The organism is Arthrobacter sp. NPDC093128, from assembly GCF_040683875.1.
In the GTDB taxonomy this organism is placed as follows: domain Bacteria; phylum Actinomycetota; class Actinomycetes; order Actinomycetales; family Micrococcaceae; genus Arthrobacter.
Map to the genome: position 1 here is coordinate 67772 of NZ_JBFBEY010000019.1, position 15253 is coordinate 83024.

General features: G+C 63.9%; 9 protein-coding genes and 1 pseudogene. 6 read left to right on the top strand and 4 right to left on the bottom strand.

What is annotated here, in order from left to right; genetic code table 11:
- Positions 1 to 52: 52 nt before the first annotated feature.
- Positions 53 to 217 carry a hypothetical protein gene (locus AB0N24_RS20590; protein WP_364128346.1) on the bottom strand — a complete coding sequence of 55 codons (165 nt, stop codon included), beginning with the start codon at positions 215 to 217 and terminating at the stop codon, positions 53 to 55.
- Between the two features lie 144 nt (positions 218 to 361).
- Here AB0N24_RS20590 and AB0N24_RS20595 point away from each other — a divergent pair, with 144 nt between their 5' ends.
- Entirely contained in the window at positions 362 to 550 is a 189-nt protein-coding gene (locus AB0N24_RS20595; protein WP_364128349.1) for a hypothetical protein, read from the top strand.
- Positions 551 to 1354: 804 nt separating this feature from the next.
- Positions 1355 to 1635, top strand: a pseudogene (locus tag AB0N24_RS20600) (transposase); the annotation flags it as partial.
- Between the two features lie 544 nt (positions 1636 to 2179).
- Here the strand turns inward: AB0N24_RS20600 and AB0N24_RS20605 are convergent.
- The 3 genes from AB0N24_RS20605 to AB0N24_RS20615 all read right to left on the bottom strand — a co-directional run bounded on the left by AB0N24_RS20605 (position 2180) and on the right by AB0N24_RS20615 (position 10254).
- Positions 2180 to 4435 carry an immunoglobulin-like domain-containing protein gene (locus tag AB0N24_RS20605; protein WP_364128352.1) on the bottom strand — a complete coding sequence of 752 codons (2256 nt, stop codon included), beginning with the start codon at positions 4433 to 4435 and terminating at the stop codon, positions 2180 to 2182.
- A gap of 105 nt (positions 4436 to 4540) precedes the next feature.
- Positions 4541 to 7510: a beta-L-arabinofuranosidase domain-containing protein gene (locus AB0N24_RS20610; RefSeq protein ID WP_364128355.1), complete on the bottom strand. Its 2970-nt coding sequence runs from the start codon at positions 7508 to 7510 to the stop codon at positions 4541 to 4543.
- A 206-nt stretch (positions 7511 to 7716) separates the two neighbouring features.
- Positions 7717 to 10254 (bottom strand): alpha-L-arabinofuranosidase C-terminal domain-containing protein, encoded by a 2538-nt coding sequence (locus tag AB0N24_RS20615; RefSeq protein WP_364128358.1) that lies wholly within the window; start codon positions 10252 to 10254, stop codon positions 7717 to 7719.
- 355 nt (positions 10255 to 10609) lie between these two features.
- Between AB0N24_RS20615 and AB0N24_RS20620 the strand changes: the two genes are divergently transcribed.
- The 4 genes from AB0N24_RS20620 (at position 10610) to yjfF (ending at position 15242) form a co-directional block, all read left to right on the top strand.
- On the top strand, positions 10610 to 11593 hold the full coding sequence (locus AB0N24_RS20620) for an ABC transporter substrate-binding protein (RefSeq protein WP_364128360.1): 984 nt from the start codon (positions 10610 to 10612) through the stop codon (positions 11591 to 11593).
- 78 nt (positions 11594 to 11671) lie between these two features.
- Positions 11672 to 13198, top strand: coding sequence for a sugar ABC transporter ATP-binding protein (locus tag AB0N24_RS20625; RefSeq protein WP_364128363.1), 1527 nt, complete (start codon positions 11672 to 11674; stop codon positions 13196 to 13198).
- Entirely contained in the window at positions 13195 to 14226 is a 1032-nt protein-coding gene (locus AB0N24_RS20630; RefSeq protein ID WP_364128366.1) for an ABC transporter permease, read from the top strand. The genes AB0N24_RS20625 and AB0N24_RS20630 overlap by 4 nt, the downstream gene beginning before the upstream one ends.
- Positions 14226 to 15242, top strand: a complete 1017-nt coding sequence (yjfF, locus tag AB0N24_RS20635) for a galactofuranose ABC transporter, permease protein YjfF (protein ID WP_364128369.1) — start codon at positions 14226 to 14228, stop codon at positions 15240 to 15242. Before AB0N24_RS20630 ends, yjfF begins: the two co-directional genes overlap by 1 nt.
- The last annotated feature ends 11 nt before the right edge of the window (positions 15243 to 15253 follow it).

A 15253-nucleotide genomic window follows, 5' to 3' on the forward strand; every position in this document is an offset into this window, starting at 1 on the left:
CATGACCGGAGGCCAAATCCAAGCTATAAGAAGGAACGAAGTGATTCACCAGTCAACCCGCTACCACGTTCAGGTTGGGATCACCGATGGTAGAGAGCTCGAGAGCGAACTCGACAGAGCCGTCGAGGAAGCGATTCAGGAAGCTCTCAAGAATCCAGGCCGCGGAGTGATGGTTACCCGACATGACCACCAGACGTTCACCGTAGAGCTTTCCCACGACATTCCACACGGAACGATCTCCGAACGCCAGGGGCCTGACCTCAAACTACGATTGCCGTCCCCGTGAGGGCACCCGGCGGCGCCGAAACTGACGCCGCATCGCGGTCACCGAAACCCACCTTCCCGAGCCAAGGGAGTTTACATGTCCAGCGAAATGGGCACGCAGCCGGCCAACCGATGGAACGAGCCGGAAGAGACGGTCTTTAAAGAAGCCGTCCCAATACTTAGCCGGACCGCCGACGGCGACGAACTGATTGCACTGCCTTGGATTGGCCTCCAGTACAGAAATGAAACCCGTCAGACGCAGACTGACATCGTGAGTCCACTCTAGTTCGCGCCGACCAAGTGGGATTGCACGGGGTACCCGAAACCCTCCTCAAGGACTGCTGCCAACCCTACGAACGGATCGGGACAAGCGGGCTAGCCCATGATCAACCCCACCGAAATGAAGTCAACGTGGAAAATAACAAGCACGTTCGCATCCGGACCTCACGCCGCAAACGGGCTGCTGTGCAGCCGGCTTCGGACTGGAGGCTCTCCACAGCGGCAGCCGGACCTGGGCAGAAACGACGACGTGAACCCCAGCTAATGAAGCAATGGAAATACTTGTGGCGGCACGAATTCATAGAGCTCCGCCGCGGACGGACCGTATTAGGCACTGGATACGTCGACGAATCAACCGATGACGCCAGCACCATATGGATCCACCTCACCAACGGGCTGGGCCGCGTGCTGATCCACCGCGACGACGGAATCGACATCTGGCGCGTGGATCCCCGCATACACGCCAGCGAAGCCAACCCTAGATCCAGACAAATCGAGGCGCCACATTCAAGGACTGCGGCGGGGCGGAAATGACGATCACCCGGATCGTCGACTATCGCAACGAACAGCCGCCCCGCCGCCCATCACCAAGGAGAACAAAGTGAACTGCAACGCCCTGAACACCCGAGGAGAACTGCATGTCTGCCGTGCAGGGCCGGCTTCGCTCGTCCCGCCGTGGAACGGGAAAATTCTCCAGCCAGCCTCCCTTCGCGTGTTGGCTGTCTTGTTCCGGAAGCGATGACGGCTGATACTGCTGCTGCGTGCGCATCACAAGCGAGGGCGGCAGAACACGCCAGGGGATCACAACCAGGGGGCCATGACGAACTAGGTCAATCGGCTGGCCGAATACCTGCTGGACCAGGACGTGGGCCTGGTCGTGATGGAGGCCACCGGCGATTACTGGCGCCAGTTCTATTTTCTGCTCGAAGCCAGAGGGCTGAACGTTCAGCTGGTGCTTGCCAGAGAGGCAAGAAACTTGCCGGGACGCAAAACTGATGTTTCGGATGCAGCTGGCTCGCCCAGCTTGGAGCGCACGGCCTGCTGCACGGCTGCCTGGTCCCGCCGGAGAACATCCGCCAACTGCGTGATCTGACATGCTCAACACCGGCGAATGCTACGTTGCCAAGGGCCCCGACTACTACACTCCAGTACGCATCATTCCGACACCCAAAGTGTGCACAAAGTGCACACCCCTATCTCCGTCTTTCCGCCAGCCAAAGAACGAACCGCACTCCCCCTTGTGAACTGGTCCCCGGAAATTGGATTGACTAGCAAAAGGCCTAAGCGCGAGGGTCTGAGCACGGTATTCACCGGGCTCAGACCCTCGAGCTTTGTTGAGATTCTTTCGTTCCTGTTTGCCGGGCACGTCCAGGACCGCCGGGATGACAACCTGATGCTCTACGCAGACGCTTTATTCTTCTGCGCAGGGCTCCGGCTGTTGGCCACAGCCATCAACGACGTGTGCCTCGCACTCTCTGAAATCTTCGCAGGTAAGGGTTTCCGCACGTTCATGTCAGCTCCAGACCTATCGTCGTTTCGCGTACCCTCGTACAGGCTCCGCAAGGGCACCTCCACTCACTACTTCATGGTCGACCGAATCCGCACCAACACCACTTCAGGAATACGGCACGCAGCATTAACCGAGCTGGCTGTGCAGGCGCTCCAGCTCCGTCCTGGTAACGGGCAGGACCGTGCCGTGGCGCGGTGCGCGGGGCAGCTCGTAGTTGGTAGACAGCTTCCAGTTGGGGTTTTCCAGGCTGGTGCTTTCCAGCGGGATGTAGCCGCGGCCGCCGAATTCGTCGACGAAGAGGTAATACTTCTCCTCGGTGTTCGACTTGAAGACGGTGGGCCCTTCCACGCCGCCCGTTCCGGCGTTCTTGCCGATGCAGTTGCCCATCAGCGCCCAATTGCGGGGGGCCGTGGCGGGCAGGTCAACGGCCAGCAGGTCCTTGGACTTTTCCTGCATGATGTCCAGGCAGCCGGAGACACGGCCCTCGTCCTTGGTGAACCGATAGAACGTGTCGCCCTCCTTGATGACGGTGGAGTCAATGACCGAGTTGCCCGGGTCATTCCACACCTTGGCCTCGGTGAAGGTCCGGAAGTCCCGGGTGGTGGAGTACATCATCCTGTTGTACGTGCCGCCGGTGTGGTTGGGGTCGTTGTCGGCGTAGAGCTTGGAGGCCCAGTACACGACGTAGGCGCCGATCTTCTCGTCGTAGTGGGCTTCCGGAGCCCAGGTGTTCCCCGCGGTGTCCGGCGCGACCTTCACATGCCGCTGCCCGGACCAGTTGACCAGGTCGGTCGACTCCCAAACCTCCATGTACTGGCTCCCCTGGCGCTGGGAGGAGTCCCAGCTGGTGCCGCTGCCGATGGAGAGGTCCGTGGCGATCATGTAGAACTTGTCGCCTTCCGGGGAGCGGATGACGAACGGATCGCGCAGGCCTTTGGTGCCGAGCCCGGACTTGAGGACGGCCTTTCCGCCGTTCAGCTCGTCCCACTTGAGCGCGTCGTTTCCGCGGCTTGCGGCCATGTAGATGTTCTCGCCGGCGAGGTCGTTGCCTGTGAAGTAGGCGAAGGCGTACCCTTCCTTGGCCTCGGCCTTGGGCAGCGGCAGCACCGTCACTCGGAACTTCTTCCTGGCTTTGGTCTTGCCAAGCGAAATAGTGGCGTGCAGGTTGAGCCTGGCCTGCTGGCTGCCGTAGGCCGGCCGCGTCACCTCGCCGGTGGCTGTGACTGCGGACTCGTCGCTCGACGTCCACTCAACCTTGGTTCCGTTTGGCCCCGCTGTGGGAAGGGTGATGTTCCCCCGGATCGCGTCGGCATCCCACACATTCAGCACCGCCGCGGCCTCCTTGACCTTCAGGTCGTCGCTGATGTCTTCCCGCACCGTAACAGCGAACGCTTTCGACGCCGATGCGTCACCTGACGTTGCCGTTGCCGTCAGCGTCACGGTCCTGTCTCCGGTTCCGTTAGCCGGGCGGGTGACCGCGCCTTGGGCTGAGACCGTCGCCGAATCCGACGAGGACCAGCTGTACGCCGAGCCGTTGGGCCCTGTGGTGGGCAACTTCAGGTTGGCCGTCACTGCGGAGGTATCCCCCAGGGACAGGTCCTGCAGGTCGAGGGCCACCCGCTGTTCCGGGGAAACGTATCCGAGCTCACGAACCTCAGCGTCCGAGAGAGCGCGGTTGTAGATGCGGAAATCCCGGACCTGCCCCTTGAGGTACTTGTCACCGCTGTAGACCGACCGCCCGAGGTAGTTCGCCGTCGTCGTTCCTTCCCCAATGCTTCCCGGCGTGATGGTGACGCCGGTCTTGCGGGCAACTTCGGTGCCGTCCTCGTAGAGGACGGCGGTTCCGCCGCTGAGGGTGTAGGTGATGGTCTTCCAGACGCTGCGCGCCAGGTCCCGGTTGGCACTGAGGGTCTGCTCGGTGGCCCAGTTGCCGCTTGCAATGGAGGTCCGGTACGCGTTGCCGGTGGTGAACAGGTAGCCGTTGCCGGTGCCGTTGGTGGTGTTGCCCATCCCCCAGATGAAGTAGGGGGCGCCCTGGTCGGCCGCGATCTTCACATCGGTGGACACGGTGATGGAGTCGAGCCCACGCATGACGTCGTTTGGGAGCCGGACGTGAGCGTTTGTGCCGCCGAGCTGCAGCCCTTCGCTGCCAAGCGCGGTGGCGTCACCGCTGATCACACCGTTGCGTCCGTTGCCGGAGCTGTCCTCCGCCACGGTCCCGGCTGCTTCCGTCAGGTTGTACCTGAGGATCAGGCCATCGTCGACGGCGGAGTGGGCAGGCGCCGCGGCGACCAGGCCGCCGAGCGCCAGGGCTGCCGAAGCGGCCAGTGCGGCTGCACCAAGTGCTGGGCCCGTGCGGGCCGTTGAGCGTGTTGGAATCATTGGGACGCTTTCGTTCGGGCGGCCGGAGGCCGCTCTTTGGAATGGAATGCGATTGGAACGGTGAGAGTGGAAGCTGCCGGAACGGACGACGTCGGGCTGGCCGGCTCAGGCGTTCAGCCTGACCACCACCGCCTGCGCCCCGCTGACCAGCAGGTTCCGCAGAGACTGGTCGGCAATATCCCGGGTAGCGCCGTCGACGTACTGCCTGAGGTAGTGCACGGCCTTGGCCGTCGTTTTCTGGGCGAGCGCCCTGCTGGCCGATCTCAGTCGGGCGCCGAGCACGTCACTTGTTTCGGCCGCGATCCTGCCTGCCGCGAGCGCCGCCGCCGCAATCTGCTGCAGGTCGTCGATCTCGCCTTCGGGGCTGCCGAATGCCGCCCGCTGCGCCGCGCCGTAAATCCGGTCCGCGTCCGCGCGGCTAAGCGACCCTTCGGAAACCCACGCCTCCGTCACCTGGGCGACGCGCCGAAGCAGCTCCGGCTTGTTGGCAAACGGTGCCGACTGCCAGACTTCGTCCAGGAGCGTGGTCTTGTTGGCCCGTGCCGGGTTGGCCACACCGGAGTCCACGCCGCCGAACACGACTGAGGCCTCGGTGCGCCGGAAGTACGAGTGGAACGCGTCCTCGGTTCCCTCGAGGAACGGCGCCAGCTCCTCTCCTGCAAGTGTGAAGTGCATGGGCTTGCCAGCGACCGGCTGGAGAGCCGGGGCAAGGTCGCCGTTAAGTTTGGCCGTTCCGTAAAGGCTGAACGGGAGTAGAACCGTGCGGGCGTCGCGCGCCACGAGGTGCACCGGCCCGTACATGAGGGTCTGCACGGACGGATCGTCCAGCGCCCGCTCGGTGCGGAGGGTGAACGGCACCTCCACGTCCACGGTGTCCCCGTTCTTCCAGGCCCTGGCGATACTGAGGTAGGTACCGGGGACAGCCGCCGCCTCCGTTACTGCACCGTTGACCCTGACGGCGAAGCCGGCGGTGGCCCACGCCGGAACCCGCAGCCGGAGCTCGAACTGCCCGGAGCCCGCGACCTGCAGGGTTGTGCGCTGCTCGAAGGGGTAGGAGGTCTGCTGGGTGACCGTGACGTTCTTCGCAGCCCACCGGAGCGTGGACGGCATGTAGAGGTTGACGTAGAGCGCGCTTCCGTCGTCGGCGGTGAAGTAGACCGAGTCCTGGTACTTCGTTGCCGACTCGAGGCCGGTGCCCTCGCAGCACGTAGTGCCCTGCTTGGGCGTGAAGTCCCGGACGGCGCCCGGCTCCAGGCCGATGAAGTAGGTGGCCAGCGGCAGCTCCGCGCTTTCCTTGTCCTGCTTGGATCCGAGGACCTGGTTGAAAAGTGCCCGCTCGTAATAGTCCATGTACGCGGGGTTCTGCTCCCTGAAGAACAGTTCGCGGGACAGCTTGAGCATGTTGTAGGCGCAGCAGGACTCGGCGTCAGTCGCGTTCAGGGTGGCCGCGATCTTCTCGCGTTCCTTCCAGAACTCGCCCTGGCTGGTCCCGCCGATGCTGAACATGCGTGTGGGGACCACCATGGTCCAGAAGTTGCGGGCCCCGGTGAGGTAGCGTTCCTCGCCGGTCGCGTTGTACATCAGCACCAGCCCGGTGAAGATCGGGATGTGCTGGTTGGCGTGTAGCCCGGCGAGGATGTCCATGTTCTGGGCGCACGCATCAATGAGGGAGTCGAGATCGAAGTACTTGGCGAGCTCCAGGTGCTCCGGCTTGCCCGAGTGCCCGTAGGTCTCCAGAATGGCTTCCACGACGCCGCCGTATTCGCCGCTGGAGAAGATTCCCCACATCCGCTGGCGTACAGCAGGCGTGAGTTTGCTCAGCCGCGAGTACATCCAGTCGCAGAGCCCCGTTGCCAGGTCCAGCGCCTTTGGTTCCGCAGTAGCCGTGTAGGCATCGAGGAGGCCCTTCAGAATCTTGTGCGCGGTGTAATAGGGAGCCCATACGCGGTAGTAGTCCGGCGTGGTCCTGCTCTCCAGCTCGATGAACTGGGTTTCCGGATATGCGGCCAGGAAGCCGGGATGGCTGGGCACGCCCCAGGTGCGCCGGAGCGCTGCAGGCCGGCCCTTACCGGAGGCATCGGCCAGCACGTTTCCGCCGGTTTCGCTGCAGGCGAGGGAGAGCACGCTGCCGTTCCCCGCCGAAGTGCCCGACGCGCGGGCTGCCGCCAGCTCTCCGACCTGCCCGGCGGTCAGTGCGGAGGCCCAGATATTCACGTCCTGGTAGGCGCCGGCGAAGTTGGGATCGTTGTACTGCGACCGGCCAAGCCACACGTTGGCGAGGCTTCCCAGCAGGGCCGGGGTCAGAGTCAGGGCTCCATTCCTGCCGGCCTGCTTTCCGTTGATGTACAGCGTTCCGGCCTGGCCGTCCAGGGTGACCGCAACGTGGCTCCACTCGTTGACCGGCAGCGGGGCAGCTCCCACGATCGTCTGCTCACCCCCGGCAAAGTTCCGGGTGATGGCGAACCGCGGCAGCCCGGCGCCGTCGCGCTGGGCGAGGAAGGCGTACGTTTTGGTGTCGTTGCCGAAGTCGAAGATGCGCGCCCAGTTCGCCGCCGCCGTCGGGCGCACCCACGCGGCGAAGGTCAGGGCCGCCAGCCCGTCAACGGAGCCCGCGGGGAGCTGGCCGTACATGTAGGAACCGCGGGCAATATCGACGGCGGTCCCGGGCAGGCGTCCGGCAACGGTCTGGATGGTGGGCTCCTGGCCGAGCGCCTGCCGGCATTCGTGCAGGGACGTTACCAGGTTCCGCAGCTTGGTTCCGAAGACCTCCTCCCCCGTGCCCGCATATGCCTGGGCAAGCATGGACATGTGGTGCCCGGTGAAGTGCCCGCGCAGGTTGCCGTTCGCCTCGCCGTCGAGCCCTTCCCAGCCTCCCGCCGGCAGCGGAACCACCCCGTCGAGCGGCCGCAGGCCGGCGTTGGCCCGGAAGACGTTGATGTAGCGCCTCTCGTCGTACCCGCGGGCGAAGTTCAGGACTAGCTCACGTTTCCGGGCGAACACCCCCGGCCCCAGGCCGACGTCGGACAGTTTGAAGGGACGGACAGCCGCCGCCGCGGCGGCGAGTGCATTGGTCATTGGACCCTCCGCGGCCGTTGCGGCTGCGGAGGCAAGCGATGGCAGCCAGGGCAGGGCGGCCGCGGCCGCCCCAATCCGGAGAATGTTTCGTCTGGACATGTGATTCGTCATTGGATCTCCTGGGGAATGTTCCGGGTAAAGGGGAAGGCCCGGCTGTGCAATCCAGCCGGGCCTTCCCGGTCAAAGCCGTGGCTTTGGTGTGCTGCCTACTTGCGGGCTGCGGCGAGCCGGATGAACGTCACCGATTTGGGCTCGAACTCATAGGTGAACGCCGTCCCGGCTCCGTTGAAGGTGCTCGACGCCGGGGCCAGGTTTTGCCCGTCGGCGGTCTGGGTCAGGGTCGTTACAGCGGCCGTAGTGCTGATGTTGGCTGCACCCGCCACCTTGATGTCCACCGGCGTCTTGTCGGCCTTCGTGTTGACCACCTTCACGATGGTGTCGCCGGACTTGGCGTCCTTGGTGACAACGGAGTAGACGGGGTCGGCCTGAGTGTCGTCCACCGTGCCCCACAGGACTCCGTCCAGGTAGAGCTTGGCCGTGCGCCCGGTGACCTCGATCCGGATGTCGTATTCATGTCCGGTCTGGATCACCGTGTTCTTTTCGATGACGTTCGTCTTGCCACCGTTGACGGCCTTCTCGACGACGGACTTGGAGTTGTTCCAGCCGCCCAGGTTCCACCAGAAGTAGTTTCCGGTGTCCTTGACGCCGAAGGAGACGAGGAAGCCTTCGGAACCGGCCAGCTTGGTTGCCTTGGTGCTGAGCGTGTAGTTGCTCCAGTCGGCGCTCCCGGTGGTAACCATCGTGTTCTCGGCGGTGGTGCTGGACTGGACGTAGCCGCCGTCCTGGATGGACCAGGTCCCGGTGCCGTTGCCGGTCCAGGCCGCGGCGGTTCCGGAGAAGTCGTCGCTGAAAAGGGTGGCGCCGTCCTGGCCGGTGACCTTGACGTCGTCATAACGGGCGGACGTGGCCCACGTGGACAGGCCGATCTTGCCGGAAATCGGCACCACGGTGGAGGCCGGGTTGTCCTGCGTGCTCGGCACCACCTGGTTGCCGACATTGTTCATGAACAGCTTTTGGACCTCGTAGTTGGGGGTGGTGCGCACGGAAGTTCCGTTGAAGTACATCATGTCCGGGCTCCACTGCGTGTTCGCTTCGTTCGCGATCAGCGGCGCGTAGGACGCCATCTTGACCACGTCCGCATTCCGCTCGAGGCCGGTCATGTAGGAGGCTTCGGCCAGTGCGTTGTCCGGCTTATTCCCGCGGGAGGCGTACTCGCCGAGGAAAACTTTGTAGCTGTTGCGGTCGTAGGAGTCGTACCGGTGGTTGTTGTTCAGGAACCAGGACGGGTCATTGTAGTAATGCTCGTCAACGAGGTCCACGCCGGTGTCAGCGTTGAATTTGGCGAGGTCGTCGAATTCGGGACCCTGGCTGAACGGGCCGGTGTTTCCGATGATCTTGATCTCCGGGTGGGCCTTCCGGACGGCGGTGTAGAACTGCGTGAAGTACTGCTTGAATTCCGGTTTGTACTCCTCGTTGCCGAGGCTGATGCGGTCCAGCTTGTAGGGCGCGGGGTGCCCGTAGGCGATGCGCTTGGCGCCCCACTCGGTGCTGGCGTCGCCATTCGCAAACTCGATCAGGTCCAGGGTGTCCTGGATGTAGCGGTCAAGCGTTGCCTGGTTTGGGGCCTGGTTGTTGTCGCCGCAGCCGGTCACGCCCACCGGGACCACAGGCACGGGCGCGGCTCCCATGTCCTCTGCCCACTGGAAGTACTCCATGTAGCCCAAGCCGTAGGTCTGGTTGTAGCCCCAGAAGTTCCGGTTCACCGGGCGCTGTTCCACCGGCCCGATGGTGTCTTTCCACTGGTAAGTGCGGGCCCGTGTGTAGTCGGGGGCCGAGTAGGTGTCATAGCTTCCGGTGTTGACGATGCAGCCGCCGGGGAAGCGCAGGAATCCTGGGTGCAGGTCGTTGATCTTCTCGGCAAGGTCCTTGCGGAGCCCGTTTTCCCTGCCATTCCAGGTGTCCTTGGGGAACAGCGAAACCATGTCGAGCCGGACGGTGCCCGTTCCCTGGACAAGGGTGGCGAGCCGGCCGGCGTCCGTGGACGACTTGGGCGACAGGGTCACCTCGTATTTGGCCCAGCTGTCACCCTTGATCTTGACCGTGGCGATGTCCAGCCGGGTGCCTTCAGGCGTCTCCAGCGTCACGGCGAGGGTTGACCCGGCAGGGTTGGACGTGCGCGCCCACACCGAGTAGTTGTACTTTTTGTGCGCCTCGAGCTTTTGCCCGGCGTTCCATCCGCTGTTGCGCACGCCCAGCCCGGCGCCGGTTCCGGCGCCTGCGCTGGTGGCTTCAACCTGCAGGTAGTTCCGGTTGTTTTCGTTCAGCCGGTTGTTGTCATTGACGACGGCGACTGTTCCGTCGCTGCCCCGCTTCAGGGTTTCCCAGGCGGTCATCGGGCTGTAGGTGCGGTTGTCGGCGGAGTTGAACTCAAACGACCGGTTCTGGACGAGCTCCGCGTAGATGCCGCCGTCGGCGCCCTGGTTGATGTCCTCGTAGAAGGCTCCGTACATGGTCGAATCGATCGAAGGCCCGGAGCCGGCGGCGTCGATGCTGATGGTCCGGTTCTGGGCAGACTCGGCATTGGCGCCGATGGCTGGCGTCAGTGAAAGCAGAGCAGCCGTCAGCGACCCGGCAAGCACCAGGGTGCACGTCCACTTGGCGGGATTTGGTGGTTTGGATGGCATGGAAGGGAAGGCCTTTCTCCATTGAACGGTTCACCGGCAATAGGCGCGGCACATGCAGGCGGCGGCCGGCGCTTCCACATTGCTGATGCCAGGCTTGGCCGCAAATTGGTGGCGATTTGTGAACGCTAACAAATTGCCGACCGAAGTTGAGTATTCGACATCTTTCGCCTCTTGTAAAGAGCATTTTCAAAAATCAACACGCCGCGAATGGATGCTTCGAAATTCTGAACGAGACTACTTGACGACGCAATTGTTAGCGTTCACAATGATCCACAGAGCGCATCAGCTCACTTGCAGCAATGGCGGTGTTTGAAGTCTCCCGCCTGCAATATAACTATGCTTCCGGGAGGATGTTGTGTTTAAGAAATCCCTGCTTGCGGTGGCCGCCGCATCAATGCTTACCCTCACTGCGTGCGGGGGAACCGCTGGCGCCGGCAGTGCTGCCGGCAACTCCGGCGGTGACAAGATCACCATGGGCTTCGCCCAGGTTGGCGCCGAGAGCGGTTGGCGGACGGCCAACACCAAGTCGGTCCAGGATTCGGCGAAGAAGGCCGGAGTCGACCTGAAGTTCTCCGACGCCCAGCAGAAGCAGGAGAACCAGATCAAGGCCATCCGCTCCTACATCCAGCAGAAAGTCGATGTCATCGCGTTCTCCCCCGTGGTTGAGTCCGGCTGGGACACGGTGCTGAAGGAAGCCAAGAACGCCAAGATTCCGGTGATCCTGACGGACCGCGCGGTGGACTCCTCGGACAAGACGCTCTACAAGACCTTCCTCGGCTCCGACTTTGTGGAGGAAGGCAAGAAGGCCGGGGACTGGCTGGTCAAAGACTCCAAGTCGGCAACCGACACCGTCAACATCGTCGAAATCCAGGGCACCACCGGATCCGCACCCGCGAACGACCGGAAGGAAGGCTTCGCGGAAGCCATTAAGGCTGACCCGAAGCTGAAGATCGTCGCCTCGCAGAGCGGCGACTTCACCCGCAGCGGCGGCAAGCAGGTCATGGAGGCCTTCCTCAAGAACAACGCTGACATCGACGTCGTGTTCGCGCACAACGACGACGAGGGCCTCGGCGCCATCGAAGCGATCGAAGCCGCAGGCAAGGTTCCCGGCAAGGACATCAAGATCATCACCATCGACGCCGTGAAGGACGGCATGACCGCGCTGAGCAACGGCAAGATCAACTACATCGTTGAGTGCAGCCCCATGCTCGGCGACCAGCTCATGGATCTCGCGAAGAAGGTCCTTGCCGGTGAAAGCGTGCCCGAGCGCGTCGTCACCGAGGAGACGGCCTTCACGCAGGAGCAGGCCAAGCAGGTTCTTGCCAGCCGCCCGTACTGAGTCGCGGCGCCCTGAACGCCCGTGCGGCGGCGGATCACCGCCGCCGCACGGCACACCAATCACAGAAAAGACACGAGGATGAACGAAATCGTTCCGGTCGTCGAGATGACCGACATAGCTATTGGATTCCCAGGGGCTAAGGCGCTCGACGGCGTTGACTTCCGCCTCTTTCAAGGTGAGGTCCACGCCCTCATGGGCGAGAACGGAGCCGGGAAGTCCACGCTGATCAAGGCCCTGACCGGCGTGTACACCATTGATTCCGGTGCCATCACGGTCCTCGGCGAACCGAAGCAGTTCTCGACACCGGGCGAATCCCAAGCCGCGGGCATCAGCACCGTCTACCAGGAAGTCAATCTCTGTCCCAACCTCACCGTTGAGGAGAACGTCCTGCTGGGCCGCGAGCCCCGCCGTCGGGGTTCCATCGACTGGAAGGGCGTGCGGGCCCGGACCCGGGAGGTCCTGGCCGAACTGCAGTTGGACCACATCGATCCCGGATCCCTGCTGTCCACCCATTCCATCGCCGTCCAGCAGCTGATCGCCATCGCCCGGTCGGTGGAAATCAACGCCAAGGTCCTCATCCTGGACGAGCCGACGTCGAGCCTGGACGCCGACGAGGTCAACCAGCTGTTCAGCGTCATCAGGGACCTCCGCGACCGCGGCGTCGCCGTCCTGTTCGTTTCCCACTTCCTGGAGCAGGTCTACGAGATCTCCGACCGCATGACCGTCCTGCGCAACGGAAAACTCGTGGGTGAGTACATGACCCGCGACCTCTCCCGCATGAGCCTCATCTCCAAGATGATGGGCAAGGACATGGAGGCCCTCGCCGAACTGGACCAGGCCCCCGCCCGGACCCGCGCCAGCAGCGGCGCCGGCGTCACGCCCTTTATCGAGGCCCAGGGCCTCGGCCGAAAGGGGTCCGTGTCCAACGTGGACCTGTCCATTTATCCGGGTGAAGTGGTGGGCCTGGCCGGCCTGCTCGGTGCGGGCCGGACCGAGATCGCCCGGCTCCTTTTCGGAGCGGACAAGGCCGACGAAGGCTCCATCAAGGTCAAGGGCGCGGGCCAGAAGATCCGTTCGCCGCGGGTGGCCATCGACAAGGGCATCGGATTCTGCTCCGAGGATCGCAAGGAGGAAGGCCTTATCGGGGACCTCACCGTGCGCGACAACCTGGTGCTGGCCATGCAGGCCAGCAAGGGCTGGGCGCGCCGCATCCCCCGCCGCGTCCAGGACGAGCTGGTGGCCGAGTACATCGAGGCCCTCGACATCCGGCCAGCCAACCCCGACGCGCTCATCCGCAACCTCAGCGGCGGCAACCAGCAGAAGGTGCTCCTGGCCCGCTGGCTGGTGACCCACCCCGAACTCCTGATCCTGGACGAGCCCACCCGCGGCATCGACATCGGAGCCAAGACCCAGATCCAGAAACTCGTCAACAAACTCGCCGCCGACGGGATGTCCATCCTCTTTATCTCCTCCGAACTTGAGGAAGTGCTGCGCGTGAGCGACCGCGTCGCGGTCATCAAGGACAGGGCAATGGTCGCGGAAATCAATAACGACGGCGTCTCCGTGGAAGACGTCATGACGGTCATCGCCGGAGGTGCCCAGTGAAATCACTCCTCAAACACCGCCTTGCCTGGCCAGTGATAGCCCTCGCAACGCTGCTGCTGCTGAACCAGATCTTCCGCCCCGACTTCCTGGGCCTTCGGATGCAGGACGGGCACCTCTACGGCAGCCTGATCGACATCATGCGCAACGGCGCACCCACTATCCTCATCGCCCTCGGAATGACACTCGTCATCGCCACCCGCGGCATCGACCTCTCAGTCGGAGCAGTGGTGGCGATCGCCGGTGCCGCCTCCTGCGCCTACATCGCCGCCTCCCCCGAACCCGGGTCCCCGGTGACGGCCGCCACGGCGGTCCTCATCGCCGTCGCCGCCGGCCTCGCCCTCGGCGTCTGGAACGGCTTCCTGGTCTCCACCATCGGCGTGCAGCCGATCATCGCAACCCTGGTCCTCATGACAGCCGGCCGCGGCGTCGCCCAGCTCATCACCGGCGGCCAGATCATCTCCGTGTCCAACGACCACTACAAGTCGATCGGCGCCGGATACCTGTTCACCCTGCCGATCTCCATCCTCATCACCGCGGCCGTCTTCGCCCTGGCCGCCGTCCTCACCCGGCGCACCGCACTGGGAACCCTGATCGAGGCCGTCGGCATCAACCCCGTCGCCAGCCGCCTGGCCGGACTCCGCGCACGGAACATCATCTGGATCGTCTACGTCTTCAGCGCCATATGCGCCGCGATCGCCGGCCTGATGATCAGCTCCAACGTCACGGCAGCCGACGCGAACAACGCCGGCCTCTATATCGAGATGGACGCCATCCTGGCCGTCGTCATCGGCGGCACCTCGCTGGCAGGCGGGCGGTACACCCTGGTGGGAACCGTCGTCGGGGCCTTCATCATCCAGACCCTGACCACCACCGTCTACACCCTGGGCATCCCGCCGGAGGTCACCCTGGTGTTCAAGGCCCTCGTCGTCATCACCGTTTGCCTTCTGCAAGCACCCAAGGCTCGGAACCTCCTCAATAGCTTCAAGGCAGCACCCAAACCCGCCGCAAAGGAAAAGGTGGCCATCTAATGTCCCCGCTGTCCACGCTCACGCCCCTAACCGTCAAGCAGCCGTCGCCGGTGCGCAGCCGCCTGCGCGGAGGTGCCCGTTACGCGCCGACGCTGGCCACGGTGGGCCTGTTCCTTGCCATGTTCGCCGTAGGGGCGGGGATGTACCCGAGCTTCCTCTCCGGCCAGGTCTTCCTGAACCTCTTCATCGACAACACCTTCCTCATCGTGCTGGCCGTCGGCATGACCTTTGTCATCCTCACCGGCGGCATCGACCTTTCCGTCGGGGCCGTCGTCGCGCTGTCCATGATGGTCAGCGCCACGCTGCTGCAGCAGGGCTGGAACGCAGGGGCCGTCATGGTCCTCGTGCTGCCCATAGGCGGAGTGCTCGGGCTCCTGATGGGGCTGATCATCCAGTACTTCGACATCCAGCCCTTCATCGTGACCCTGGCCGGTATGTTCCTGGCCCGCGGCCTCTGCTACGTCATCAGCCTCGACTCCATTCCGGTCACCGAAGGGTTCTTCACCGGCATGGCGCAGGCACAGATCCCGCTGCCCGGCGACCTCTTCGTCTCACCCGGCGTCCTCCTGGCCCTCGGAATCGTGGCCATTGCCTTCTTCGTCCTGCACCACACCCGCTTCGGCCGGACCGTCTACGCCATCGGCGGCAACGAACACTCCGCCATGCTGATGGGCCTGCCGGTGAAGAGCACCAAGATCCTGGTCTACGCCCTCAGCGGCCTCTGCTCGGCCGTTGCCGGCATCCTGTTCTCCTTCTACAGCCTCTCCGGCTACAGCTTGGCTGCCCAGGGCATGGAGCTCGACGCCATCGCTGCGGTGGTCATCGGCGGCACCCTGCTGACCGGCGGCACCGGCTACGTCCTGGGATCCGTCGTCGGGGTGCTGGTGCTGGGGATTGTCCAGACCTTCATCGCCTACGACGGCACCCTCAGCTCCTGGTGGACAAAGATCGTCATCGGTGGCCTGCTCCTCGTCTTCGTCCTGCTGCAGCGGCTCTTCGCCCGGAAAGCCGGCTGACCCTCTGTCTG